Source organism: Agrobacterium sp. ST15.13.013 (assembly GCF_027956525.1).
Taxonomy (GTDB): domain Bacteria; phylum Pseudomonadota; class Alphaproteobacteria; order Rhizobiales; family Rhizobiaceae; genus Agrobacterium; species Agrobacterium salinitolerans.
Window position 1 is genome coordinate 114,758 of sequence record NZ_JAQKGP010000012.1, and the last position, 24,074, is coordinate 138,831.

Annotated in this window: 23 protein-coding genes and 2 pseudogenes; 12 read left to right on the plus strand and 13 right to left on the minus strand. The window is 59.5% G+C overall.

Features of this window, described 5'->3' with window-relative positions; translation table 11 throughout:
* The first annotated feature begins 125 nt into the window (after positions 1–125).
* Entirely contained in the window at positions 126–824 is a 699-nt protein-coding gene (locus PL597_RS14150) for a glutathione S-transferase (protein WP_271365482.1), read from the plus strand.
* Here PL597_RS14150 and PL597_RS14155 read toward each other — a convergent pair.
* A complete protein-coding gene (locus tag PL597_RS14155) occupies positions 776–1,432 on the minus strand; it encodes a helix-turn-helix transcriptional regulator (RefSeq protein ID WP_271365483.1) in 657 nt (218 codons plus the stop codon). The two genes, PL597_RS14150 and PL597_RS14155, sit on opposite strands and share 49 nt — an antisense overlap.
* A gap of 104 nt (positions 1,433–1,536) precedes the next feature.
* On the opposite strand from PL597_RS14155, the gene PL597_RS14160 reads away from it, so the two are divergent.
* A complete protein-coding gene (locus tag PL597_RS14160) occupies positions 1,537–1,956 on the plus strand; it encodes a DUF1761 domain-containing protein (RefSeq protein WP_271365484.1) in 420 nt (139 codons plus the stop codon).
* A gap of 90 nt (positions 1,957–2,046) precedes the next feature.
* On the opposite strand, the gene PL597_RS14165 is transcribed toward PL597_RS14160, so the two are convergent.
* Positions 2,047–2,754, minus strand: coding sequence for a helix-turn-helix transcriptional regulator (locus PL597_RS14165; protein WP_271365485.1), 708 nt, complete (start codon positions 2,752–2,754; stop codon positions 2,047–2,049).
* 88 nt (positions 2,755–2,842) lie between these two features.
* Here PL597_RS14165 and PL597_RS14170 point away from each other — a divergent pair, with 88 nt between their 5' ends.
* Complete coding sequence (locus PL597_RS14170; RefSeq protein WP_271365488.1) at positions 2,843–3,241, plus strand: VOC family protein; 399 nt, start codon at positions 2,843–2,845, stop codon at positions 3,239–3,241.
* Between the two features lie 277 nt (positions 3,242–3,518).
* Here the strand turns inward: PL597_RS14170 and PL597_RS14175 are convergent, their stop codons facing one another.
* The gene (locus PL597_RS14175; protein ID WP_271365489.1) at positions 3,519–3,872 is read right to left on the minus strand and encodes a hypothetical protein; all 354 of its coding nucleotides are present in this window, start codon (positions 3,870–3,872) and stop codon (positions 3,519–3,521) included.
* 30 nt (positions 3,873–3,902) lie between these two features.
* Positions 3,903–4,877, minus strand: a complete 975-nt coding sequence (locus tag PL597_RS14180; protein WP_271365491.1) for a LysR family transcriptional regulator — start codon at positions 4,875–4,877, stop codon at positions 3,903–3,905.
* 120 nt (positions 4,878–4,997) lie between these two features.
* Here PL597_RS14180 and PL597_RS14185 point away from each other — a divergent pair, with 120 nt between their 5' ends.
* The 6 genes from PL597_RS14185 to dld all read left to right on the plus strand — a co-directional run bounded on the left by PL597_RS14185 (position 4,998) and on the right by dld (position 12,240).
* The gene (locus tag PL597_RS14185; protein ID WP_271365492.1) at positions 4,998–6,134 is read left to right on the plus strand and encodes an iron-containing alcohol dehydrogenase; all 1,137 of its coding nucleotides are present in this window, start codon (positions 4,998–5,000) and stop codon (positions 6,132–6,134) included.
* A 28-nt stretch (positions 6,135–6,162) separates the two neighbouring features.
* Positions 6,163–7,677, plus strand: coding sequence for an aldehyde dehydrogenase (NADP(+)) (locus PL597_RS14190; RefSeq protein ID WP_271365493.1), 1,515 nt, complete (start codon positions 6,163–6,165; stop codon positions 7,675–7,677).
* Positions 7,678–7,732: 55 nt separating this feature from the next.
* On the plus strand, positions 7,733–8,713 hold the full coding sequence (gene dctP, locus PL597_RS14195; RefSeq protein ID WP_271365494.1) for a TRAP transporter substrate-binding protein DctP: 981 nt from the start codon (positions 7,733–7,735) through the stop codon (positions 8,711–8,713).
* Entirely contained in the window at positions 8,710–9,201 is a 492-nt protein-coding gene (locus tag PL597_RS14200) for a TRAP transporter small permease (protein ID WP_191218525.1), read from the plus strand. The genes dctP and PL597_RS14200 overlap by 4 nt, the downstream gene beginning before the upstream one ends.
* Positions 9,198–10,475, plus strand: coding sequence for a TRAP transporter large permease (locus PL597_RS14205; RefSeq protein WP_191218524.1), 1,278 nt, complete (start codon positions 9,198–9,200; stop codon positions 10,473–10,475). Before PL597_RS14200 ends, PL597_RS14205 begins: the two co-directional genes overlap by 4 nt.
* A gap of 70 nt (positions 10,476–10,545) precedes the next feature.
* A complete protein-coding gene (gene dld / locus PL597_RS14210; protein WP_271365498.1) occupies positions 10,546–12,240 on the plus strand; it encodes a D-lactate dehydrogenase in 1,695 nt (564 codons plus the stop codon).
* Between the two features lie 210 nt (positions 12,241–12,450).
* Here dld and PL597_RS14215 read toward each other — a convergent pair whose 3' ends face one another.
* The gene (locus PL597_RS14215) at positions 12,451–13,704 is read right to left on the minus strand and encodes a type II toxin-antitoxin system HipA family toxin (RefSeq protein ID WP_271365499.1); all 1,254 of its coding nucleotides are present in this window, start codon (positions 13,702–13,704) and stop codon (positions 12,451–12,453) included.
* Positions 13,697–14,011 (minus strand): helix-turn-helix domain-containing protein, encoded by a 315-nt coding sequence (locus PL597_RS14220; RefSeq protein ID WP_020808313.1) that lies wholly within the window; start codon positions 14,009–14,011, stop codon positions 13,697–13,699. The genes PL597_RS14215 and PL597_RS14220 overlap by 8 nt, the downstream gene beginning before the upstream one ends.
* Positions 14,012–14,248: 237 nt before the next feature.
* Between PL597_RS14220 and PL597_RS14225 the strand changes: the two are divergent.
* Positions 14,249–16,608 (plus strand): annotated as a pseudogene (locus tag PL597_RS14225) (hypothetical protein).
* Positions 16,609–16,750: 142 nt separating this feature from the next.
* Here the strand turns inward: PL597_RS14225 and PL597_RS14230 are convergent.
* Both PL597_RS14230 and PL597_RS14235 read right to left on the minus strand, forming a co-directional pair.
* Positions 16,751–17,437, minus strand: a complete 687-nt coding sequence (locus PL597_RS14230; protein ID WP_271365500.1) for a glutathione S-transferase family protein — start codon at positions 17,435–17,437, stop codon at positions 16,751–16,753.
* Between the two features lie 40 nt (positions 17,438–17,477).
* On the minus strand, positions 17,478–18,155 hold the full coding sequence (locus tag PL597_RS14235; RefSeq protein ID WP_217005787.1) for a class I SAM-dependent methyltransferase: 678 nt from the start codon (positions 18,153–18,155) through the stop codon (positions 17,478–17,480).
* A gap of 109 nt (positions 18,156–18,264) precedes the next feature.
* Here PL597_RS14235 and PL597_RS14240 point away from each other — a divergent pair, with 109 nt between their 5' ends.
* Positions 18,265–18,735, plus strand: a complete 471-nt coding sequence (locus PL597_RS14240; protein WP_217005785.1) for an RrF2 family transcriptional regulator — start codon at positions 18,265–18,267, stop codon at positions 18,733–18,735.
* A gap of 74 nt (positions 18,736–18,809) precedes the next feature.
* Here PL597_RS14240 and PL597_RS14245 read toward each other — a convergent pair.
* From PL597_RS14245 to PL597_RS14260, 4 genes and pseudogenes are all read right to left on the minus strand, one after another.
* Positions 18,810–19,541 (minus strand): annotated as a pseudogene (locus tag PL597_RS14245) (SDR family oxidoreductase).
* Between the two features lie 54 nt (positions 19,542–19,595).
* Entirely contained in the window at positions 19,596–20,144 is a 549-nt protein-coding gene (locus PL597_RS14250) for a flavin reductase family protein (protein ID WP_217005781.1), read from the minus strand.
* A 53-nt stretch (positions 20,145–20,197) separates the two neighbouring features.
* The gene (locus tag PL597_RS14255; RefSeq protein ID WP_217005779.1) at positions 20,198–20,947 is read right to left on the minus strand and encodes an SDR family oxidoreductase; all 750 of its coding nucleotides are present in this window, start codon (positions 20,945–20,947) and stop codon (positions 20,198–20,200) included.
* 237 nt (positions 20,948–21,184) lie between these two features.
* Positions 21,185–22,033 (minus strand): alpha/beta fold hydrolase, encoded by an 849-nt coding sequence (locus PL597_RS14260; protein WP_217005777.1) that lies wholly within the window; start codon positions 22,031–22,033, stop codon positions 21,185–21,187.
* A 110-nt stretch (positions 22,034–22,143) separates the two neighbouring features.
* Between PL597_RS14260 and PL597_RS14265 the strand changes: the two genes are divergently transcribed.
* Positions 22,144–23,073: a hypothetical protein gene (locus tag PL597_RS14265; RefSeq protein ID WP_217005775.1), complete on the plus strand. Its 930-nt coding sequence runs from the start codon at positions 22,144–22,146 to the stop codon at positions 23,071–23,073.
* Between the two features lie 19 nt (positions 23,074–23,092).
* On the opposite strand, the gene PL597_RS14270 is transcribed toward PL597_RS14265, so the two are convergent.
* Positions 23,093–24,001 (minus strand): helix-turn-helix domain-containing protein, encoded by a 909-nt coding sequence (locus PL597_RS14270; protein WP_254229254.1) that lies wholly within the window; start codon positions 23,999–24,001, stop codon positions 23,093–23,095.
* Between the last annotated feature and the right edge of the window lie 73 nt (positions 24,002–24,074).

The window sequence follows — 24,074 nt, forward strand, 5'->3', positions numbered from 1 at the left end:
GACATGTCTTTGGTCGCGAACATACAACCATGCTTTTGTGAAACCTGGTGGTTGATTTGACTTTATCTCATCGGAACTGGCGACCGCCTGCTCCGTTAGTGCTTCGCATGAGAGGGGTCCAAGACATGAACAACTTCGAGCTCTATTATTGGCCCGTTCCGTTTCGAGGCCAGTTCATTCGGGGAATTCTGGCGTATCGCGGGTACTCCTGGGTCGAACACGCTGTTGATGCGGTCGAAGAGATGATGGGCCGTGAGCCGGGAAAACAGCCGGTCGCCTTCATGGGGCCGCCGGTATTGATTGACCGCGAACGACGTTTTGCAGTTTCCCAGATGCCTGCGATCGCCATGTATCTCGGTGAGCGGCTGAATCTCCTGCCGAAAACTTTCGAGGGCCGCGCAATCACGGCCAAACTCGTGAATGATGCCAACGATGTTCTTGACGAATTGACGCTCGACGGCGGGCGCGAGATGTGGACGCCGGAAAAGTGGGAGAAGTTTGTTCCGCGTTTGCAGAAGTGGGTGCGCATTTTCGAGGATACCGGAACAAGGCACGGCCTGAGGGCGGATACCGGCTTTTTCCTTGGAACCGAAAGCCTTGGCGTCGCAGATATTGTGACCGCAATTCTCTGGGGGACGATGGCTGCTCGCTTCCCGACTATCGAACGAATTATAGAGGATACTTCGCCAATCATTCGGAGCTTTGCAACACGGGTGGGTAGTACCACGCCTCTCGACGACCTGAGCCGCCGGAGCTTTGAGGACTATGGTGAAGCCTATTGCGGCGGCGAGATTGAGCAATCGCTTCGAAGAGTGGCTGGCTGACTTTCGTATGGCGACGTTGAGCAGACAAGGAACCAGGTTCCATGTCTGCTGGCAATTCTGGGATTGCGGTCTTGCAGGTCACCATCGTTAGAAGGTTTGACCTGTTGGAACTCGATGGACTTGCTGTCTGGATAGTCATTCACGAACGCGGAAAATACGTGCTGCGACCGTGTGGCACCCTGCCGTATCGTTTGCAGATGCGGATGCGAGCCGTAGCGACCACTCAGCCGATAAACATGGGATATTGCATGCAGCAATTGCTGCTCGCGATCATCCGGCAAGGTTGCGGCGACTTTGGCGAGCACAGACTCGGCGGCATGCGCCAGGTCCGGATCGCCCATCTGGCGCACTTCGCCTAGTCCCGCGGTAATCGCCTCGGTTTCCAGACGATCGAATGTTTGCGGCGGCAGAGCATAGTCCTCGATCAACCGATAGCCATAGCCGCGTTCCCCCTCAATTCTGGCGCCCGACAACCGTAACAGGTCGATATCGCGGTAGATCGATCGTACGGACACACCGTGTTCGACCGCCAGGCGTTCCGCCGTGATCGGGGGTGCCATGACGCGCATAAGCTGAAGAAGGCGCAGCAATCTATCGGGTCCGCTCATCGTACAACTGCCGTGAAGTGTCAGTTGAGTGCATCTATACCCGTTTCATTTGTTTCATAAAGCCGCTGGGCGTCCAGCGACGACATTGAGAAAGACAGTGAACCATGGTTTTCAGTGCATTTGCCCAGATCAGTCTCTGGGGCGTTCTTGCGGCTTCCGCGTTCGGCTTCGTGTTCGGGGGCGTTTATTTTGGCGCCTTGGTCCCCAAATATTACGCAATCGCGCTGGGACGTGAGACCATGCCGGCCGCCAATGTGGACATGCTGACCATCCTCGGACCCTTCCTGTGCAATGTTGTTATGATCGTCACCACGGCCGCAATCATGCGCATGATCGGCATTGTCTCCCTTGCCGATGCCCTGTTGCTCGGGCTGGTGATCGGCGTCGGTTATCTCCTGGCGATGTGCATGACGATCGCGATCAATCCCAATTTCCCCAGGCCGTTTTACTACACGATGGTGAACGCGCCCTATTTTCTGGTCGGCAGTCTGATGACAAGCGCCATGCTGTTTCTGTTGCGGTAGACCCATAGCGGCCTTTCCGCTTGTAGGGGCACTACACGAAAGCCGACATCGAAGTTTGTGACGATAAGGTCCGGGATTGGCCCACCGCAGTCATGGAGTGGGGCGCGACCGGGTGAGTTCGGCTTCACGCCACTGCAGCCATTGCTGTCTGAGCTTGCTCTTGGAAACGCCGATACTGTCTTCGAGAACCTCAAGATTGAGAATGCGTTCGGTGCGAAAATGACGAAAATCTTGCTTCGATTCACACCAGGCAATCAAGAGACTATGCGCGTCCGTATAGCCCAAAAGCAGGGGCCAGACGATACGGTGGGTGACCTCGTCATTCGCCGCGCAGTATTCGAGCTTGATCTTTCGCCCCTCCCTGATCGCCCGCCTGAGCGGACGGGTGTCGAAGGTCGAGCCGTCGGTGATCTCGCCGGGTTTCAGGCTGACTCCGGGTTCGTCCATGAAGGGAAGAAGGTCGCTCGGGATTGCGGACGCCATCTTTGCGAGGACATCTCTGGCGGCATTCGTGATGGCGGGGTCCCCCAGCTTTGCCACCATTTGAACGCCGAGCAAAACGGCCTCTATTTCCTCAGGCGTGAGCATCAGGGGCGGCATGTCATATCGCGGATCGAGGACGTAACCGAACCCAGCTTGCCCGTCGATGGGAACGCGCTGCCCAATCAGGTGCGCGATGTCACGGTAGATGGTTCGTCGCGCCACCTCGAGTTCATCCGCAAGCTGCGCCGAGGTGACCGAGCGGCCCGACCTTCGAAGGATCTGGATGATCTGAAAAAGCCGTTCGGCTTTTCGCATAACTGCTGACTCCTGCTGCCACAACGTTGTCAGCAGGACTGTGTCACAAAAGCAGGGAAAGAGATCGTACCGACTGAAGGAAAAGATTATGAAATTTGCATCCACCCGTCTCGTCGCCACAGATGTTAAGAAGATGGTGGCCTTCTACGAACTGGTAACGGGCTTCCGCGCGGACTGGCTTGCTCCCGTTTTTGCTGAAATCGTCACGCCAGGTGCTGCCTTGGCAATAGGGAGCGCGGAGACGGTCGCTCTCTTCAAGGAGGGTAGTGCGGAGCCCGGCGCCAATAAAACGGCCATTCTCGAATTCATGGTATCCGACGTCGATGCGGAATTCGCACGGCTTAAAGACCAGGTCGAGGTGGTTCATGAGCCTAAGGATTTGCCATGGGGAAATCGCACGGCCCAGTTCTCGGACCCAGAGGGAACCCGCGTCGCCCTTTATACACCGGTTACCGAGGCGGCGAAACAACGCTTCAGTGATCGTTGATGGGCTGACACGGTCTGCCAAGGTTCATTGATCGGTCAGGGCCTGCCAGCATGTGGCCGCAGGTGGAGCCCAGGGGACGAGGCCGTATCCGTGACGATGTCCCCTTTACGCGGGTCCGCCGCACCCTGCATGATCGATAACAAGGCACAAAAGCGCTCCAACTTCCGACGAGAGGCCGCTCTCGGCCTCTCGTCGCGTTGAGAAGAATCGGCCTTGCAAGCTTTGGCGACAGAAAAGGTGTCTATGGCAACCTGGCGGTCACACCGCCAGAGACTGTTCAGATCAAAGAAGACAGCATTTCCTCCAGCTTCCTCTCGCCCTCACGCGTTTGCGCTCCTGCTTCCAGGGCGGCGAGAGTGAGTGTCGTCGCGATCGGCGCGGAAAAAGTCTGGCCAAGCAGTTCGTTGTTGGTCGGAAGAGCGGGCGTCAGGTCCTTGGAACTTGCATCGATCACCTGTTTGGCGGCAAGCACCACACCCGGCGCGCGCGAGGCGATTGCCCTGGCCAGACCGTCAATTAACGCATCAAGCTCTCCAAGTGGAAGTGCCCGGCTTATCCAGCCATAACGCTCAGCCAGATCTGCATCGAACAATTCCGCCCCGACAGGATCGAAGACCGTCCTGCCGAACATGTCGTGGGCATCTCCAATAATTGCTGCTGCTCAATGGCAACCCGTCGCTCCGGCCAAGAGATCGTTTATGAAAGCCTGTACATGTGTTGACTGCTCCACGGAGCGGCGAGTTATGACTTCGTAGGGTTCGCTCTTGGAACGAAGATGCATAGGCAGGATACTGGCCATGCCGAAGTTTACGAAAAATTCGGCAACGTCGCTAGAGAGCAGCGCGACTGTATTCGGTTCGGCCTGGATCAGTGAAATCGTGGTCAGTGCGGAGCGCGTTTCCATTAGTCCGGAGGGCATTTGGAGCCCGGCCTGTCGAAACTCCTGCTCCAGCAACAGCCGCATGGGCATCGCCGCAGTATAGACAATCCAGCGGGAATCCTCGAGGTCCGTCAAGCGCACGCGTTTGCGGTCAACCAAAGGGTGAGCGCGATTGGCAACTACCGCCAACCGTTCATCGTGAAAGGCCGTGACATGGTAAAGCTGCGGAGTGGCGATCATGGAGCTGCGCCCAATGATAAGATCGAGCAGCCCTCGATCTAACTGCCTGAACAGTTCTACGCTGGTATCCTCCAGAATCTCGAACGAGGTGCGGGGGAAGCGTCTGAGGAAGCTGCTGATGGTTTCCGTCAAATAGGGAACGGCACCCATGATTGTGCCGATGCGCAACCTAGCCCATCCGCTGTCGGATGCCGTGTTGATCTCCTCCTCCATCGCCTTCAATTGTGACAGCATGGTTTTTGCGTGCCGGATCATGCATTCGCCCGCAGGTGTCGGGTTAAGCCCGCGATTCGTCCGGTTAAACAGTTGCGTGCCGGTCAGTTCCTCAGCCTCCTGCAACGCCTTGGTCGCGCGCGGCTGGCTCATGCCGATCAACTCCGATGCCCGCTTTAGCGAACCGTTGTCGTCAATGGCTGATATCAAAAGCAATTGCCGCATAGAGAGGCGGATCATCGGGTTAGAATAGATGCGCGGCATCGGTTTCAATTTCCATTTTGTTATATCGATATTCAGCAATAGCGGATTTACAGCTATTTTTCTGCCGTTATTTTCCACAGCCGGATGATTTTACAGTCGCTCTCGCGAGAAACTGTCCCAAGACGTTATCAAATAGGAATACCAAGTAGGGGGAGGCGCATGAGCCTGATCAATTATGTGACGCGGGTCCAATTCGGGTACGGGGAGATCGCAACGCTGAAGGGTGAGCTGGAACTTGCCGGGATCCCCCGCCCGGTCATCGTCACCGACAAGGGCGTGCGTGCACTTGGTATTCTGGAGCGCATCGAGACCGCCACTGGCATCACCCCAGCTGCCGTTTTTGACGAAACCCCAGGCAACCCGAACGAAGCAGCAGCCGTGAAAGCGACCGCGCTCTTCCGAGAAGCCAAAGGTGACGGTATCGTTGCCATCGGCGGTGGCTCTGCGCTGGATCTTGCCAAGGCGGTGGCCGTGATGGGCGCCCATGAGGGGCCGCTGAAGACCTATGCCGTGGTCGAGGGCGGCCTCGAAAAGATAACCGCGCGCACATTCCCCACCATCGCCATTCCGACCACCGCCGGTACGGGCAGCGAGGTGGGTCGCGCCGCCATCATTATTCTGGAAGATGGACGCAAGGTCGGACTGCTGTCTCCCTACCTGGTGCCGAAAGCCGCTATCGTCGATCCGGAACTGACGATGAGCCTGCCGCCCATGCTGACCGCCGCTACGGGCATGGACGCGATTTCCCACTGCATCGAGACCTATCTCGCCCCCTCCTTCAACCCGCCTGCCGATGGCATCGCGCTGGAAGGCCTGCGCCGCGGCTGGGCCAACATCCGCCTTGCCGTGGAAGAGCCGAGCAACCGCGGTGCCCGCGCCAACATGGCGATCGTAGCAACCATGGGCGCCATGGCCTTCCAGAAGGGCCTCGGCTGCGTGCACAGCCTCAGCCACTCGCTGGGTGGCCTCAATCCGAAGCTGCATCACGGCATGTTGAATGCCATCTTCATGCCGCCGGTGCTCGCCTTCAACCGCAGTGCAAAGACCTCGGTTGACGAGAACAAGTATGCCCGCCTTGCCGATACCATGGGCCTTGCTGCTGATGTAGACATTGGCGCCGCCATCGAAGATATGACCCGTGCCATCGGCCTGCCCACCCGCCTCTCGCAGCTGGGTGTTACCGCTGACCTGTTTGACAAGGTGGTGAAGGGAGCGCTTGCCGACCACAGCCACCGAACCAACCCGCGTGACGCTACGGCTGAGGATTACCACGCCATGCTGCAGGCAGCACTGTAAGCGAACAGTCCACACTGGGAGTGACAAGATGACCTATACGCTGCACGGCAAACACCTGATCGCCGGCGAATGGGTGGCAACGCCCGATCGTTTTTACAATGAGCCCGTTTCCGGTGAGCCCGCCGCCTTTTCGCTGGGCACCGTCGAGATGGTAAATCGCGCCGCAGAAGCCGCTGAAACCGCCTTCTGGTCCTATGGCTATTCGTCAACCAATGACCGCGCTGCCCTGCTGCGGGCCATTGCGGATGAAATTGAGGCACGGAGTGTCTCCATTACCGAAATCGGCTGCCAGGAAACCGGGCTGCCGGCCGCCCGTCTTGAGGGCGAGCGGGGCCGCACGACCGGCCAGCTCCGGCTTTTCGCCAGCCACATCGAAAAGGGGGAGTATCTCGACCGCCGCCTCGACGCCGCACTGCCGGACCGCCAGCCGGCGCCGCGTCCGGAGATCCGCATGATGCAGCGCCCGATTGGACCGGTTGCGGTGTTCGGCGCCTCCAATTTCCCCCTCGCTTTCTCAACGGCCGGCGGTGACACAGCAGCAGCTCTTGCCGCCGGTTGCCCGGTTGTGGTGAAGGGCCATTCAGCCCACCCCGGCACAAGCGAGATCGTCGCTGAAGCCATTCATGCCGCCATTGGCAAGCTCGGAATGGATCCGGGCATCTTCAGTCTGGTGCAGGGCGGCAATCGGGATGTGGGCAGCGCCCTCGTCACCCATCCGCTCATCAAGGCCGTCGGCTTCACCGGTTCGCTGGCAGGCGGACGAGCGTTGTTCGACCTGTGTGCCAGCCGCCCAGAGCCGATCCCCTTTTTCGGGGAACTGGGAAGCGTCAATCCGATGTTCCTTCTGCCGCAAGCCTTAAAGGCACGTGCCGGTGCCCTTGGCGCAGGCTGGGCAGCCTCGCTGACGATGGGCGCCGGCCAGTTCTGTACCAATCCGGGCATTGCGGTTGTTGTGGCCGGCGCGGACGCGGACAGCTTTGTGTCCGCCGCAAAGGAAGCACTCGCCAAGACCGGCCCGCAGGTCATGCTGACAGAAGGCATTGCCCGCGCCTATCAGTCTGGCCAAGCCCGCTTGCAGAGCCGTGAGACGGTGCAGCCGGTACATGAGACCGTCTCGGAAGGGCGTAGCAGCAATCCGAACCTTTACGAGACGACAGCCAGCCAGTTCCTCGCCTGCCATATGTTGTCGGAGGAAGTGTTTGGTCCGCTCGGTCTTATCGTCCGCGTGGAAACACCGGAGGAGATGCGCCGCATCGCGCGGAGCTTCCAGGGTCAGCTGACGGTCACCTTGCACATGGACGATGGCGACCTTCCTCTGGCCAGTACGCTACTGCCCGTGCTCGAGCGAAAGGCCGGACGTGTGCTCGTCAATGGATTCCCGACCGGCGTGGAGGTTGTCGATTCCATGGTGCATGGCGGCCCCTACCCGGCCTCAACGAATTTCGGCGCCACAAGTGTCGGCACACTGTCAATCCGGCGTTTCCTGCGCCCCGTCAGCTACCAGAATTTCCCGGCGGCCCTGCTGCCGGAAGGCTTGCTTTAACATCAAAAACGGCATGTCCCATCGGGACCTGCCTTCTATCTGGAGGAGGAAAACCATGAACCCGTCACAGTCCACGAAGACAGCCGCACTGACCAGCTTGATACTGGCCGCAGGCATCCTCACGGCGTCGGCCCAGACAACCCTGACCCTAACCCATTCCTCACCCGCGGACAGCCACTTTGGCCTTGCGGCGGCAGCCTTCAAAAAGGTGGCAGAAGAGAAGTCTGGCGGCACGATCAATGTGGTGATCCAGCGCATGGACAACGAGCGCGAAGCACTGGAAAGCGTGCAGTTCGGCTCTCAGGAGTGCGCCATGGGCTCAGCCGGCCCGCTCGGCAATTTCGTGGCCGAGACCCGCGTCCTCGATGTGCCGTTCCTGTTCGACAGTTACAAGCACGCGCGCGGCGTACTGGACTCGGACGTGGGCCAAGAGCTCCTGGCCCTTTTCCCGGCGCATGGTCTTTACGGCGTTGCCTGGCTGGAAAACGGCTTCCGCAATCTGACGACAGGTTCCAAAGCCGTGCATTCGCCGGATGACCTGCGCGGCATGAAAATCCGCACCATGGAAAACCAGGTGCATATGCAGGCTTGGCAGGCCGCCGGCGTCTTGCCGACGCCAATGGCCTTTTCCGAACTGCCTTCGGCCCTGCAGCAGGGCACGGTCGACGGTCAGGAGAACCCGATCCCAGTGATCCTGTCGAACAATCTCGACATGATGCAGAAACACCTCTACCTCACCCGCCACGTCTATTCGCCAGGCATCTTCGTCTGCAACCCGGACTTCATCGCCGGCCTGACGGACGAGCAGAAAACCGCAGTGGAAGAAGGCGGCAAGGCCGCATCCGCCGCCAATCGGGCACGGGTGGAGCAGGACGAAACCGCTGGTATCGAAACACTGCGCAAGCGCGGCATCGAGGTGGTCGAGGTGACTGACCGCGACGCCTACCGCAAGGCCATGGCAGCGGCCAATGCCGGATTCGAAAGCCAGTTCGGCGCCGACCTCCTGAAGCGCATCCGCGACTGGAAAGCTCAATGAGCTCAGCGGCCACTCTGATCCGTCGCACGGACAGGATTGTTGCACGGGGGGTGGCATTTGCCGCCTCCCTTGCGCTGGCCGTCGCGGTAGCGTCCAGCTTCTGGCAGGTGATGGGGCGCTTCCTTTTCCATACGCCTTCCAGCTGGTCGGAAGCACTGACCCGCCTCGCCTTGGTCTGGATGGTGCTGCTCGGGATTTCCGTTGCTCTGCGCAAAGGCGCGCTCGTTGCCATCGATCTGGCGCGAGAGGCTACCACGGGCAGGTTGCGCCGCAGCATCGAAGCCACCACGCTCGTCTCCTGCCTGATCATGTTTGTCACCCTCTTCTGGTTCGGCATCGCAACGGCCCAACGTGTCCGGATGCAGGAAATGGCAGGTCTGGAGATTTCCATGGCCTGGGGCTATGCCGCGATTCCGGTGGGATCGTTGTTCGCGGCACTTGGGGCGATCGTGCAGTTCATCCAGTCCGGAAAGGAGACAGCACAATGACCGGTGCACTCGTCTCCGCAATGCTGGTGCTCTTCGCTATTTCGGTTCCCATCGCCATCGCGATTGGGCTTGCATCGATGATCGGGCTGTTCGGCTTCACCACCCTGCCCGCCATCGTGGTGCCCCAGCAGATTTTTATCGCCCTCGACAAGTTTCCGCTGGCCGCAATCCCCTTCTTCATTCTTGCCGGAAACCTGATGGAGGTTGGCGGCCTGTCCCGCCGTCTCGTCGAGTTTGCACGTGCTTTCGTCGGACAGATTCAGGGCGGCCTTGCGGCCACCTGCGTGCTGACGTGCATGCTATTCTCGGCGATTTCCGGTTCAAGCGTCGCCACAACATTCGCCGTCGGCGTCGTGCTCATTCCCGCCATGCGCCAGTATGGCTATCCGGTCGGGTTCGTCGCCGCCCTCATGGCCACCTCGGCAGAGCTCGGCGTCATCATCCCGCCGTCGATCCCGATGATCCTTTACGGCGTCGCGACCCAGACCTCGATCCCGCAGCTCTTCCTCGCCGGCATTCTGCCGGGCCTGATGATTGCTGGAGCCCTGTTGATGACGGCTGTCATCTGGTGCCGGGTCAAGGGCTGGGGCAAACGCGATGGGGAGGGCAGTCTGCCACGCCTCACGGCCATAAGACGCGCTGTCTGGGCCCTGCTGATGCCTCTGTTGATCATGGGCGGCATCTATGGCGGCGTCACCACGCCGACAGAAGCCAGCGTCATCGCGGTTGTCTATGCCATGGTGGTGGGTTTGTTCCTCCACAAGGAGATGACATGGGCGGATCTGGCCAACGCCTTCCGCAAATCGGTTGTCACCTCCGCCGTCATCATGTTCATCATCGGGACTGCCAGCCTGATGGGTTACCTTCTCAACCGGCAGGGCGTGCCAGATGCTGCGGCGCTTTGGCTGACAAGCACCTTTGACGGTCCGGCGTCGTTGATGCTGGCAATCAATGCCATGCTATTCGTCATCGGCATGTTCATCGAAACAGGGGCGAGCATCATCGTTCTTGCGCCGATCCTCCAGGATGCCGCCGCGCGTGTCGGCATCGAGCCGGTCCACTTCGGCACCGTCATGGTGGTGAATCTGGCACTTGGCATGATCACGCCGCCGCTCGGCGTCAATCTCTTCGCCGCGGCACAGATTGCTGGTTGTTCTGTAACCCAGATGTTGAAGCCGTTGATGGTGTTCGTCGGGGTCATCGTGGTGTGCCTTCTGGTGATCACTTTCGTCCCTGCGGTCAGCATGACGCTGCCCTCCTTGATCGGGCGCTGATGCCCCCAAGCATGCCTGCCCCGGCTGCGGGGCAGGTCCATTTGTCCATCTCTGGAAGAGTTGCTACCTCATGACCGGCTCCCTGATCCAACAGCTGCAGGATATCGTTGGCCGCCGCTATGTTCACACCGGTATCCGGGGCACCCGGCGCTTCCGCAGGGGCTATCGCTATGGCGATGGCGAGGTGCTGGCCGCTGTCGAGCCTGGGACGCTGGTCGAGCAGTGGAAAGTGCTCGAAACCTGTGTTGCGGCCGATGTTGCCATCATTTTCCAGGCGGCAAATACAGGGTTGACCGGCGGATCGACTCCGTTCGGCGATGGATACGACCGCCCGATCGTCATCATCTCGACCCTCCGCAACACGCGTATCGATTTGCTCGACAATGGACGACAGGTGCTGTGCCTGCCGGGAGCAACGCTGGATCAGCTGGAGCGGCGGTTAAAGCCGTTGGGACGAGAGCCGCATTCCGTGATTGGTTCCAGCTGCATCGGTGCATCGGTCACGGGGGGCATCTGTAACAATTCCGGCGGCTCACTCGTACAACGCGGGCCGGCCTATACCCAGCTGTCCCTGTTTGCGCAGGTGGATGCGCAGGGCTGCCTGCATCTCGTCAATCACCTAGGCATCCGACTTGGCGGCAAGCCGCTGGACATCCTGACCCGGCTGGACGCGGGCGATTACTCGGATGCGGATGTGGACTTCCCGCAAGGCGTGCAGGCCTCCGACATCGAATACAAGGAGCACGTGCGCGACATTGCAGCCAGCACCCCTGCCCGTTTCAACGCCGATCCGCGCCGCCACTACGAGGCGTCAGGCTCGGCGGGCAAGATCGGCGTCTTTGCCATCCGGCTGGACACGTTCGCCGTGGCCGAGCAGGAAGAGGTCTTCTACATCGGCACCCGTGACCCCGCCGAATTGCAAGCCATCCGCCGCAATATTCTGGCCAACTTCAAGACACTCCCGATCGCTGGGGAATACATGCATACCGACGCCTTCCGCGCAGCCCAGGTCTGGGGGAAGGATCTCTATTTTTTCATACGAAAATTCGGCACCGTCAACGTGCCTCGCGCCTTTGCGGCCAAGAGTTGGTTTGACGGCCTGACGGAGCGGTTAGGCCTCGGCAAGACCATCTCCGACCACCTGCTGCAATGGGCGAGCCGCTTCTTGCCCGAGCAGATTCCCGAGCGGCTGATCACTTACCGCGACACCTATCCGCACCATCTGATGATCCGTTCAGGGGATGCCTGCATCGCAGAAATGCGGGACTATCTGACGTCGATATTCCCCAGCGCGGCCGGCGATTTCATCGAATGCACGGAAACCGAAGGCAAGGCTGCCTTCCTCAACCGCTTCACCGTAGGCAGCGCGGTGGTGCGTTATCGGGCGGTGCACGGGCGCACGGTGGAAGATATCGTCGCCCTTGATGTCGCGTTTCCGCGTGACACGATCGAGTGGTTCGAGACACTGCCAGAAGAGATTTCGCACAAGATGGCGCTTAAGATCTATGTCGGCCATTTCCTGTGCCAGGTCATGCACCAGGAATATCTGGTGAAAAAGGGTGTGGACTGTGCCGCACTTGAACATCAGATCTGCGCCCTTTTGGACGCACGCGGTGCGGAATATCCGGCCGAGCACAATGTGGGCCATCTTTATGAAGCAAAGCCTGCACTGCGTGATTTCTACCGCGGACTTGACCCCACAAACACCTTTAACCCCGGCATTGGCAAAACCTCAAAGTGCCGTCACTGGCATGAAACGCCTTGAAAGGATCTGAACCGTCGGCGCGCTGTTGTTTAAAGGTATTCTCGCGATGCCATCTCAGAAACTGTGGATGCTGCGGAGCACCATGTCGTGCAGGAAGCGCTCTCGCTCAGAATCGTTGATGATACTCTTTAGCAACGGCTGAAGATGCGCCAAGAGAATTGGCGCACGGGCTAGGACGGAGCTTCGCCGCCACCGCTCGGCCGGACGGCTTTACTCTGCGCACGTGCCAAGGATCGGTGTCATCAGCCTGACATGCGTATCGATACGCTCGAGAACTTTCTGCGGAACGACTTTCCGTTCCGGCAATGACCACCAAAGTTCGTTGACGCGCTCGACCGTCTCGACCACCGCTTTGAGCACGGCCGCTTCCGGCAGCCGCGCACGATTGGCGAAGGCTTTCCATCGCTGCACGTTCAGCGCCTTGAAGGGCCGTTCGCCGGCGAGCGACAGAGCCATGGCATCCGCAGGGATGTAAGGGATCGTCGAGAGCACGTCATAGACGGGCGCGAACTGCGGTTTGTCACCTGCCCCGTTATAGATCAACGACCAGTTCTTCAAGTGCATGTCGCCATTGCCGGTGATGGCTATCAGAGCCAGTCGGCGGACGAACTCAAGAGCAGCGGTGGACGATACGGCAACGTTCAAGGCTGCGGCGATATCATGATAGGCGGCACCTTCGTATTTCCGCGAAGGATAAACGCCGAACACCTGCGCGAAATCCTCAATATGGATGCGCTCGCCGCTTGCGCCGCGATCGAAGCGTTTAACGAGCAGGACTTTTCCATCCGACAGCGTCTCGAACTCCTTCGGTATACCTTCAAACTCCGACTGCTCGACCAGTTCACGTTCCGGCACTTCCATCCCGATCGCTTCAGCTAACGCGAGATTGGCATATTCATTTTCCGACACCCCGGGAAACGAGGTCGATGGAAACTTGGCGATGTAGGATCCCTGGTCGTCGCCGAGCGGCAGAGTTAGTCCACCGCCCTTCCCCGTATTCTTGATGACCGAAAGCTTCATCTGGACGCCGGCAAGCGAGAACCGGGCCTTCGGCTTGGGAGCGGACAGGTTGTCGAAACACACAACCGTTCCGTCACTCGGCACGACGCGGACTGCGCCAGGCAGATCAGACCCAAGCGCGAAAAGCAGGTCGAAATCGTTTCCCGCGCGAACACTCCCCGCGTGGTGTTTTTCCATCGCCTCGCGCAGCTTGTCTTCGGGAAGCAGATTGGCAAAGAACGCCGGTAACGCTCTGGCGACGGGCTTCGGATCCTTCCGCAAGCCGCCAGTGGCTGCGCGAAAAGACAGACTAAGCACTGGAACGCCGCCGGTTGCGCGATAGCTGTCTGCGAAGCTGAAGGCGTTGAAGTCGCCAGGCGTCCGAACAATTGTACCGACCTTCACATCGTTCAGCAGCACGTCGAGCGACGAGATGGATCTCGGATCGGGAGCAACCTCAGACATTCTCACCCTCATCTGGGTGAGCCATGAATGCCGGGAGATCATCCAGATCGTCGTGCGGCCGCAGCAGGGCATCAACAGCCGGAACCATAGCTTGCGGGATGAGCATCAATTCAAGCCCGAGCGCGCGGGCGATGTTGATGAGGGTCGTCGTGCGCGCAGCACTGCTTCCGGTTTCTATCTCACGATAGCGGGGACGCGATATGCCTGCCATCTCGGCAACCTGTTCCTGTGTCAGCTGCCGGACTTTACGGGCAGCTTTCAGCAATTGTCCGATTTCCAGCAGAGCATCTGATTCAGACCGTGCCATATCGCCTACCCAACCACTCTCCCTAGTATAGGAGGAGATATCTTAAACTCATTGCGCAGGTCAATAGAAAAGATATCTTTTAGGATCATTTCCTAACTTATGATCTGTTTATATATCTTTCACGTTATTTTCTCAATTGTCGCCCACCGACGCTGAGATGCACTAACCATACAAGTTTTGTTTACCGCACGACCATATTTCCGCTCGCCCTCGGCACTGGTGCCAGAGAGAAACGGAATGAGCATGCCCAAACACGATCTTTCATCACGTCATTTTCAGCGAAAAATTTCGGAATTTTGCGAGGTGCGTATTGCACCGATATCCTCGAAGCGGGTGCTGGAAAATATCCGCCCTTACCTGACCAGCCTGATCATCTACCGCAAACGGCCGCCAATCCTGAACGGCCATCTCGACTGGACTGCGATCGGAGAGGCCTGCGGTATCGAAGACGACATGACCACTGAACTCAGGAAGCAATTGCGGCCGGCCCTTGATGAGATCATCCGTTGGCTGAAGGCGCCTCCAGTCGCTGATGACATTTCTCCAGCCAAGCCGTCTGCCCGGACAGGTAAGGCTGAAGCGGTCAAAAAGACAGCGGCGACTTCCTCGACCAGAAAACGGCAACGCGCTGCGGCCGACGTTGTTTTTTGTCCGGAACACATCTGCGCAACGCGGTCCTGCGCCAAAGCCGATCAGCGCATTCCCGGATCCGCTATCTGAGGCGACCGACGATCCGGCAAGTTTTCAAGATGCGCTCATCTACCATATGCGCCGGTTTGGCGACAGCTACTGGCAGCTCTACCGCGCGGTGGTTCGCTTGACCGAGACCTTCGACAGCAAAACGCTTCTGTCTTGGATCCAGGGCAAACGTGTCCCGCGGTCGGTTGTGAGTTTCGACATCCTGCGCCGGATCGAAACGCGTTACCGACTGCCGGAAGGGTATTTCAAGAAGAAGCTGCCTCACCAGGCGCGCTCCGTCTACGGTCACGATCTTGGCGATATCAGTCCGGCCGAGCGGCGGCGAATTTCTTTGCATCTGCCGGATGATTTCAGCAGCCTGACATTCACGAAGCGAGAGGAGATCCTCGACTGCGTGCGCCGGGTGATTATCTCCGGTTCGACCGAATATCGCCGCTACCAGGCGGCAGCCAGCAAGCAGCGCTATGCGATCCGCTTTCCCGGCGTCACCTATGGCGGCGGTTCGCTTTCGCCGCACACCCTGGCATCTGCTGCCAATGCCAACCAGCATATGGCCGAGGAGCTTGACGATCCAGATCTGCTGTCCGGTGTCATTGAAGCCCCGCCGCGTCTTGCGATAGAGATGACCGATCTGATCCGGTTCAAGACCTCGACGCTGACGGCGATCGGATTGCACCGCAACGGGGTGTGGGGCGAAGAAACCGCTTCGCAGAAGATCGAGCATCTCGGATTGATGTTCGGCGCGCTGGCCGCCGCCCCGTCAGGCATCATCAAAGGTCGAGGCGTGCCACTCAGTCAGCTAAGCTTTGGTCTACTTGTCCTCCCCGGAGTCTGGGACTGGTATCTGCAATGGCGCGAGCAGCGGCGTGGCTTCTACACAAAGTGGGAAGAAGACATGCTGATGATCGCGCAGGCTCTTACACGAGCGGAGGTGGGCTGGATCCGCCAACACCCGGAGCTTCTGAAAAATCTCAGGCCTATCGAGGGGCTGATCGCACCGGAGGAAATCGAGTTCGCTACCCGCGACTGGAATGGTGCCTGCGATGCGTTTCATCGGCATGCGGCCAACCGATCGAAAGAAATCCAGCGGGTGATGCGGGTGCACCGCGATCCGTTCGAGCCGATCATGTGTATTCTCGAAGCCGACAGCCCGTTGGGGGAGTATCGCAAGATCACCGACGAGATCCTGAAACACATGCCGGACGAAGATCGCTATCCACGGCCGGCAGCGGAAGCCGTGCGATCTTTCTTGCTGCCGCGTCTTGGTCTGCATCTCGGCCTTCGTCAGAAGAACCTTCGACAGTTGCGCATCTGCCCACGCGGGCACATCCCGACATCAGAACGTCGCCTCGAAGATATGAAATGTGGCGAACTGGAGCGATCGTGATGGCGGCTGGGAAGTGCTGATCCCGTCGGTCGCGTTCAAGAACGCCAGTTCATCGTTTTTTGGGCAAAAGCCGTTCCGCTTGATCCTGCCGGACCTGCTTGATCTCTACAAATACCTGGAGGCCTATATCGACAAGCATCGCGGCGTGCTGCTCGGGAGCGCAAAGGATCCTGGCACCTTCTTCGTCAAGACGGTGAAAACGACGAGCATCAACGCGGCCTATGACTCGACGAAATTCTATGAGGCTTGGAGAACGGTGATCCAGCGATACGGCATCTACAATCCCTATACTGGTCGTGGCGCCATTAAAGGTCTGCTGCCGCATGGACCACATAATCTGCGGGATATCCTCGCAACCCATATCCTAAAGCAGACCGGGTCCTACGAACAGGCAAGCTATGCCATCCAGGATACTCCTGATGTCGTGCAGCAGCACTACGGCCGCTTCTTGCCACAAGACAAAGCGGCGCTTGCGGCCAAGATCCTGAACCAGGTTTGGGAAGCGGCATAACGATCGATCCCGTCAGATGCAGAAATTGCAACTGACGGGTCGGCTTCGCCTTGAATGGAATCGAACCAGCGTCCGGTCAACTTAAATGACTGCTTGCAATGTGACTCAGCCACTTGAGCAAGTGGGAAGAACGGCTCGCAGCCTAAAGGCAAACTCCCGTCTGCTCCATCAAACCCAATGCCTTGCGCCGCTGTTGCTCGGGATAGGGTGGCCGCTTGGCGCTGGGGCGCTGGCTGAAGCTATCGAACCACATCTGGAGCTTAACGCACTCGGGAGGGATCGGTACGGCATAGAAATCGCTTGCATATTGCAGCATCGCCATCGCCACGCAGTCAGCCAGCGTAACTAACTCACCGGCAATGAAAGGCTCTTCGCTCATCAACCTTTCGATGAGCCGCAGCTGCCCGAAATACCGGTCGGCGCAGATCTCGGAGACATCCTGGCTCGATCGCACTACGCCTTGTCCGAGCGCACTGCCGTGGCGCGCCCAAAGGCCGAAGAATGTAAGGGCCTCATCGAACATGTGAACGCACTGGCGAACCTTCGCCCGCGCCGCCGGCGTGCTCCCACGCATATTGGGATCCGGAATTGTGTCCTCGATATAGTCGAGGATCGCCAGCGATTGGCCGATGATGGTGCCATTGGCATGCCTCAGGATGGGAAGAGATCCCATGCGAGCAAGAGCCCTGATCTCGGGCGGCGGCGTGTTCGCACGCCTGTCCGGCTCCGCATACCATGTCACGGCGACACCCTCAGGCTGCTTTTCGGCCAAGTAGATGTTCACCCTTTGCGGATAGGGCCCAAAGGCGAAATTGAAGACTTCGATCACGGCTGATCCCTTCTGATCGACAGGTCGTTCTGCGGAGGCTTCAAGCGGTCATGACCCAGCCGCGAAACGAAAGGGCGGCGTAGAACAGGCTTGGCTGCCGGAAGCCCGCTCCGCGAAAACACGCTTCTTCCCGGTCCTGCGAAAGTAGCGGCAGCCGCTCGGCCATCGCCTTGGCAGAGGCTGCGGCCTGGCCAGGCTCCGCATTCAGGCCTGCAGCAAATGCCGCAGATCTCAAAAGCCAGAGATGCGCCTGTCCATTGATCTCAGTGTGATGGGCGGCAACAAACACGCCGCCCGGTTTAAGACGCCTGCGGACCTCCTGGAGCGTCTCCAACCGCTCACGCCAGTCGAGAAAGTGCAGTGTTAGCAGGCATACCGCGCCATCGAAGGGACCAGCAGGTGCATCCGCCGCCGTGCCGCGAATAAGATGTGTTCGCTCGGCACAAGGTGATGTGGTTTGGCGGGCGATGTCGAGCATGGCAGGCGAGGGATCGACGCCGGTAAATCGCCAGTCCGGCCGCATCTCCGCCATGGCCCGGATCTCCAACCCGCCGCCGGCACCGACGACCAGCACATCCGCAGCGCGCGGCGCCTGTTCGGCAAGAAGCAGCGTCGCCATTTTATGAAGGTCGGCAAGACCTGGCACCTTGCGCGGCGTGTCGCGAACATAGTCGCTCACAGCCGCCGGAGTCAGGAAGGGGTTGGGATTATCACGCATGACGAACCATTTATGTATCAGTTGAAGATGCGTAACACGGTTTCGCCTCTTGTATCAAGTGATGCTACATGATGGGCTAGAATGACAGCCGAATGAACCGGGGCGGGCAATGAACAAGGATACGAGACTGTTTGACGTGCTGCATGTGCTCTTGCACATGGCGCAGGTGAAGGAGCCGCTGACATCGGAGGTTCTGGCCCGAAGCATGGGCACCAACCCGGCCGTATTCCGCAGGACGATGGCAGGTTTGCGTCGCGCCGGCCACGTCATCTCGGGTAAGGGGCACGGCGGCGGCTGGCAACTTGCGCGGTCCCTCAAGGAGATCACGCTCTTAGCCGTTTATGAAGCGCTGGAGCGGCCGACGCTCTTTGCTATCGGCTCCCGTGGGAGGCATCCGGAATGCAAGCTCGAAGAAACCGTCAATTCAGCGCTGGCGGAGACGATGCAGCAGGCGGAAAGCCTGCTGCTGGAGCGGTTTAGCCAGGTGACGCTCGATCAATTGATGCCGTCGCAGACAAAAGCGTTATCGCAGACTTGCGGAAGCGCCATGCCCGCCGCCCCGCGCCGAACGGGGGGCTGAGTGGGCGCAGCCCGTTTGCGTCCACCACGGGCCTGCCGCTAATGCGCGGCAAGCCGGGCTGAGGCGCAAGGATGTCAGGCACTGGCCGTCGGTCGAACGACGATGTCGCTCGTGTCCACCCCTTCAGGCTGGCCGATCACATGCACGATGGCCGCGGCAATCGCCTCGGGCTTCAGGGCGATCTGGCGATAACTCTCCATGGCCTGCCCCGCCACTGGATCGGTGATGGTGTTGGCCAGTTCGGATTCCACCACACCCGGATAGATGCAGGTGACACGGAGCTTGTCGTTCTCCTGGCGCAACCCGTCCGAGATCGCGCGAACTGCATACTTGGTGGCGCAATAAACGGCGGCCGTCGGCGAGACGGCAAGACCGCCGATCGACGAGATGTTGATGATCTGACCAGATCCTTGCCTGTTCATCACCGGCAGCACGGCCGCAATGCCATGCAGGACGCCCTTGATGTTGACGTCGATCATCCGATCCCACTCTTCCACCTTCAGGGACGCCATGGGTGACAGCGGCATGATGCCGGCATTGTTGATGATCACGTCAATCCAACCGAACTCCTGGACGGCCGCATCCGCGAAGGACTGGACGCTGTCACGGGAAGTCACATCAAGGCTTCTGTAGATTGCCCTGCCCCCGGCAGCGGTAATTTCCTGGGCAAGCTCTTCGAGGCGATCCGTTCGTCTTGCCCCGAGCACAACGGCAGCGCCGGCAGTGGCGAGAGTGCGTGCGGTCGCTTAGCCAATCCCGCTGCTCGCTCCGGTGATAAGGACGATCTTGTTGTCGATGTTCGTCATCGGGTATTCCTTCCTTGGTGGTTTCAAATGAGGTAACGGCCTCGCGCACGATGCTCACGGTAGGTGACGCCACTTGACCATGCGGTGTTTGAGGTCGAGCGTGCCGTTATCGATGGCAAATGTTCCATCGCCGCGATGGTGCAGGGTTCGCCGTTCCGTCCGGCTTTCGTTGAGCCAGATCCTCTTCGCCTCGAGGATGAAGAGGTTGTAGGGATCGCGCAGCCTGTCATCGACGACGACGCATTCGATATTGGCCAGGCAATCCTCGAGAAGCGGAGCGGAGACCTGCTCCGCGGGCCTGGTCTTCAGGCCAAACTTTTCGAACTTGTCGACATCAGCGCCGGAGCAGTTTCCGATATCGACAACGGTTTCGGCCAGATCCAGTGCGGGCACGGCGATCACGCATTCACCGGTCCTGCGAAGTGCGTGATAGCTGTGATCCCAGGGGCCGATCACACAGCCGATGAGCGGCGGAGCGTGCTGGATCATCATGTGGAAGCCCATCGTCATGACATTGGGCTTGCCGTTGTCACGGGTCGACACCAACACAATCGGGCCCGGTTCGAGCAGGCGATAGGCCTGCGATGCGGGTAGTTCCTTCATCTGGATCTCCTTCAAGGCCCCTGCCCGACGGCAGGGGCCAAAAGGGCGGTACCTCACCAGCCCTGTTCCACGGGCAGGACGAAGAGCTCGGCCACATCGACATGAGCCGGGGCCTGCGCGGCAAAGACGATCGTGTCGCCAATGTCCTCGCCCTGAAGAAAGGTCATCTGGCCGGCGAGGTCGTCCATCTGCTGGCGGTAGCCGGGATCGGTGATGTGATCGTAAAGCTCGGTGGCGACGGCGCCCGGCTGGATGCAGGTGACCCGGATGTTGTGCTTCGGTCCCACCTCCATGCGCAAGCCATCCGAAAAAGCGGCGACTGCATGTTTGGTAGCGCAGTAGACCGACAGCCCCTTGAAAACCTTACGGCCGGCAATCGAGGACATGTTGAAGACATGGCCCGAATGCTGCTTGATCATCTGCGGCAGGACGGCGGCTGTCGTGTTGAAGAGACCCTTCACGTTCACATCCACCATCCGGTGCCACTCATCGACCTTGAACTGGTCGATATCGGAGAGCGGCATCAGGCCGGCATTGTTGACGAGGATGTCGATCGCCCCGTGAGTGTCGACAAGCGTCTTGACCCCGGCTTCGACAGAGACCGGATCGACCACGTCCATCTGCAGGACGAGAGCTTGACCACCCTTGGCTTCGATCTGCCGCTTGAGATCCTCGAGCTTTTCAGTGCGGCGGGCGGCAATGCCGACCTTGGCTCCGGCCTCCGCGAGCCTGACGGCGGTGGCGGCACCGATGCCGCTCGACGCGCCAGTAACGAGTGCAATCTTTCCATTGAGCTTAGTCATCGTCTTCACTCCTTGTCTTGGCCGCCGATCAGGCGGCGGTTGCGTGTTGACATGGAGGAAGATGGGGCGGAAAGCGGCAGTCTTCTCTCGGGCTTTTGCTTCGCCTGTTGCGATCTTGCGCGAAAATTCGGACTCGTCCGGAGATAATGGGGCATCTCGGCCTTCGGGAGAACGCAAGAAGCGTAATGCCCCACAGCCGCCAGGCTGCAGAGTGGCCGGCGTCACCGCGGAGATACCTCAGACCGATCGGATGAACTGCAAGAAAAGCTCCGCGATCTTTTCCGGCTGGTCCTCCGGCGCAAAGTGCCCGCAGTCGTCGAGGATGGTCAGCGTCGAGCCCGGGATGGCTTCCTTCAGTCTGTGCGCCAAATTCGGCACCTGCCACACATCATCGGCACCCCAGATCAGTTGTACTGGGATTTGGCCCAGTTCGTGAAGCCTATCGGCGATCTCAAGCGTATGAACCGGGTCGTAATGGCGGACCTGGTGCTGGAACAGGCTCGGCTGTCCGATTGGTCCGGAGATATAGTCGAGATAGGTCCGGAGTGGGCCGTCCTCGAAACCTCGCTTGTTTTGGACAGCGCTCAGCAACCAGTCTCGGAAGTGGGCGCGATGGTCAGCATCGGCCGTCTTGATCAGGGTTTCGAGGCCCTGCTCCATCTGTTTGCGCGTCCGCGGCGAAGGATAGCTGTTGAAACTGACGACGTCGATCATCGTCAGCGACCTCAACCGTTCCGGGCGAAACACGCCGAACCTCTGGGCAATTCCTCCGCCAATATCGTGAGCGACAAGATGGAAGCGATCGAGGCGCCAATGCGCCAGCATACCCTCAAGAACCGCTACCTGAGCGGTCATCGAGGTATCCACCTCGACCGGATGCGGTCGTTCGGACAGGCCATAGCCGAGCAGATCAAAAAGATGAACCCTCATGCCGGCCTCGACGAGGCGAGGCGCCACATTCCGCCAGATGAGCGACGACGACGGCGTGCCATGCAGAAAAACGACGGGTTCACCTTCCCCGTGCACGCCTGCCGCAATGCGGTGATCATTTACGAGTACATGTTCGGTAATGAGCTGATTGCGCATTCGGTGCTCCCCTGTCGCTTTGCTGTGCCTGCCGCTCAGGCACACCTGCGCCAAATTCGTCGCAGCAGCAGATGTTCCGAGGCGACCCACTAAGACGAGGAAATGAAAGCGTGCAAAATCGACTGTGCCTGACCTGCTATGACACTGCTGCCGGATATCTGAAGGCGTATCATGCAGAATCGACATCCCGGCCGGAGATTGTCTCTTTGGCGCTCCGGCTGATCCGCACTCCCCTGGCATCCGAGATCGTGAAGCTGGACGAGGCCCGCGTCCTATCCCGCCTGGACGCGGCCGATCGCTGTGAGATCTACGTCGACCCCGATCCCAACAGCCAGCTTCTCATGACCCTGCTGCTGACCAAGGCACATGCCGCCGGGCTGGATTGCCGCAAGATCCATCTCCGGAACGGGCCTATGCGGTGGGGCCATGTGGATGCCGGCACTCCTCCGGATACGGTGGCATTGCCGGTCGAGGTGGCAGACGCGCATATAGCGGCCGCAACGGCGATCTGGTCGGCCTATTCCGCTCCCACCCCCGAGGACTGGCTGAACCTGTCGCATGAGGTTCTGACCCATTTTCCGGGCATGTATCGGACACGGGAGGCGCTGCTGGACGATCTCCCACGCCCGGACACCGGTCTGGGCGCGTGCGAGCGTCTGGTCCTGGAAAGCGTCAGCGCCGGTCAGTGCCGCGTCGGTGAAATCGCAGGCGTTTTCGCCCAATCAGCGTTGCCGCTGATCGAGCTCCCGCAGATCGTCGCGCTGATCAGTTCCCTGGCGTCCAGCACGGCTCCGCTGATCGAAGGACTCAACGGGCGTCTTGGTGAAGGCGACTTCGCCGATGACGCTCACGCCTGGGATTCGTTTCGCGACAGCCATCTGGAATTGACGGCTCTGGGCCGCAGCGTGCTCGCCGGCGAAACCGATGTCGTGGACGTGCGCGGCATCGATCAATGGTGGGGTGGAACACGGCTTAAGGGTGACAGTTGCTGGCGGTGGGATGATGGCGCGCACTTGCTGATTTTACCGGCACGGATGTGAGACTGGTGCAGCGATGCGGTCAGCGCTTGCGATACTGGCTCGGAACCAACCCGGTTTCCCGTTTGAACACCTGGGCAAAATGGCTTGGGCTTGAATAGCCGACCGCAATACCGACCCGGATAATGCTGAGATCCGTTTCCTGCAAAAGCTGCTGTGCCCTGGCGATCCGCTGGCGAATGAGATGGCGAGAGGGTGAGACACCGGTTGCCTTCTTGAACAGGCGGCTGAAATGGAACTCACTCATTCCGACTGCAGCCGCAAGTTCCGCCAGGTTGAACGGCTCGGCCAGATGCTCATCGAGATGCGCCATGGCCCGCCGCAGCTTGTAGCCCGGCAACGCGGCCTGCCGCACCTCCCCGCTTTCGCCTGAGGCGTAGTTGCGGATCAGATGCACGGCAAGGCTTTGTGCCAGCCCTTCGACATAGACCTGGCTGCCCTTGCCTTCCGACACAAGCTCATGATGGATCAGCGACAGGAAGTGGGTGAGCTGTTGGTCCTGCCCGCCGGAGATATCACGCAGACCCGGCACTGCCGTGCAGCCGAGAACATCGCAGGCCACGCGCTCGAACAGCGGGACGGACATATAGAGATGCATGACCTGGAACGGATCCGGCCCGACGGATTGCCATCGCATCTCGTAAGGCCGGTCTGTCTTTGTCAAAAAGAAATCGCCGACCCTCACATGGACGGCCTGCCATTCCCCATCGAGATCTCGCTCCTCAACTATGGCCTCGCCCGACATAACCCAGACCACAAGCGGTTCAGCGACGGCCGGGACCAAGAACGGCTCCTGGTTTTGATGGCGCGAGTAAATCTGAACAAAGAGGTCGCTCCAAGCCAAACTGTCTCCGCTCAACAAGGTTCGACCCGCTATGAACTGTTCCAGCCCACGCGATGACGTGCGGTCGGGGACCTCTGGATCCAGCATGGGCGCATATCCGCCCGCGGGAAATCTCTCGTCATCCTCAATAGCGGTCTCGGTCATGGGGTTTCTTGCAGTT

Bases quoted from the DNA above. Each gene is read 5' to 3' on its own strand.
- PL597_RS14190 (WP_271365493.1), top strand. From the start codon at position 6,163: ATGACCTATACGCTGCACGGCAAACACCTGATCGCCGGCGAATGGGTG.
- PL597_RS14165 (WP_271365485.1), bottom strand. From the start codon at position 2,754: ATGCGAAAAGCCGAACGGCTTTTTCAGATCATCCAGATCCTTCGAAGG.
- PL597_RS14150 (WP_271365482.1), top strand. From the start codon at position 126: ATGAACAACTTCGAGCTCTATTATTGGCCCGTTCCGTTTCGAGGCCAG.
- PL597_RS14235 (WP_217005787.1), bottom strand. From the start codon at position 18,155: ATGCGTGATAATCCCAACCCCTTCCTGACTCCGGCGGCTGTGAGCGAC.
- PL597_RS14170 (WP_271365488.1), top strand. From the start codon at position 2,843: ATGAAATTTGCATCCACCCGTCTCGTCGCCACAGATGTTAAGAAGATG.
- PL597_RS14250 (WP_217005781.1), bottom strand. From the start codon at position 20,144: ATGAAGGAACTACCCGCATCGCAGGCCTATCGCCTGCTCGAACCGGGC.
- PL597_RS14260 (WP_217005777.1), bottom strand. From the start codon at position 22,033: ATGCGCAATCAGCTCATTACCGAACATGTACTCGTAAATGATCACCGC.
- PL597_RS14255 (WP_217005779.1), bottom strand. From the start codon at position 20,947: ATGACTAAGCTCAATGGAAAGATTGCACTCGTTACTGGCGCGTCGAGC.
- PL597_RS14205 (WP_191218524.1), top strand. From the start codon at position 9,198: ATGACCGGTGCACTCGTCTCCGCAATGCTGGTGCTCTTCGCTATTTCG.
- PL597_RS14175 (WP_271365489.1), bottom strand. From the start codon at position 3,872: ATGTTCGGCAGGACGGTCTTCGATCCTGTCGGGGCGGAATTGTTCGAT.
- PL597_RS14220 (WP_020808313.1), bottom strand. From the start codon at position 14,011: ATGGCACGGTCTGAATCAGATGCTCTGCTGGAAATCGGACAATTGCTG.
- dctP (WP_271365494.1), top strand. From the start codon at position 7,733: ATGAACCCGTCACAGTCCACGAAGACAGCCGCACTGACCAGCTTGATA.
- PL597_RS14270 (WP_254229254.1), bottom strand. From the start codon at position 24,001: ATGCTGGATCCAGAGGTCCCCGACCGCACGTCATCGCGTGGGCTGGAA.
- PL597_RS14215 (WP_271365499.1), bottom strand. From the start codon at position 13,704: ATGTCTGAGGTTGCTCCCGATCCGAGATCCATCTCGTCGCTCGACGTG.
- PL597_RS14240 (WP_217005785.1), top strand. From the start codon at position 18,265: ATGAACAAGGATACGAGACTGTTTGACGTGCTGCATGTGCTCTTGCAC.
- PL597_RS14200 (WP_191218525.1), top strand. From the start codon at position 8,710: ATGAGCTCAGCGGCCACTCTGATCCGTCGCACGGACAGGATTGTTGCA.
- PL597_RS14185 (WP_271365492.1), top strand. From the start codon at position 4,998: ATGAGCCTGATCAATTATGTGACGCGGGTCCAATTCGGGTACGGGGAG.
- dld (WP_271365498.1), top strand. From the start codon at position 10,546: ATGACCGGCTCCCTGATCCAACAGCTGCAGGATATCGTTGGCCGCCGC.
- PL597_RS14160 (WP_271365484.1), top strand. From the start codon at position 1,537: ATGGTTTTCAGTGCATTTGCCCAGATCAGTCTCTGGGGCGTTCTTGCG.
- PL597_RS14155 (WP_271365483.1), bottom strand. From the start codon at position 1,432: ATGAGCGGACCCGATAGATTGCTGCGCCTTCTTCAGCTTATGCGCGTC.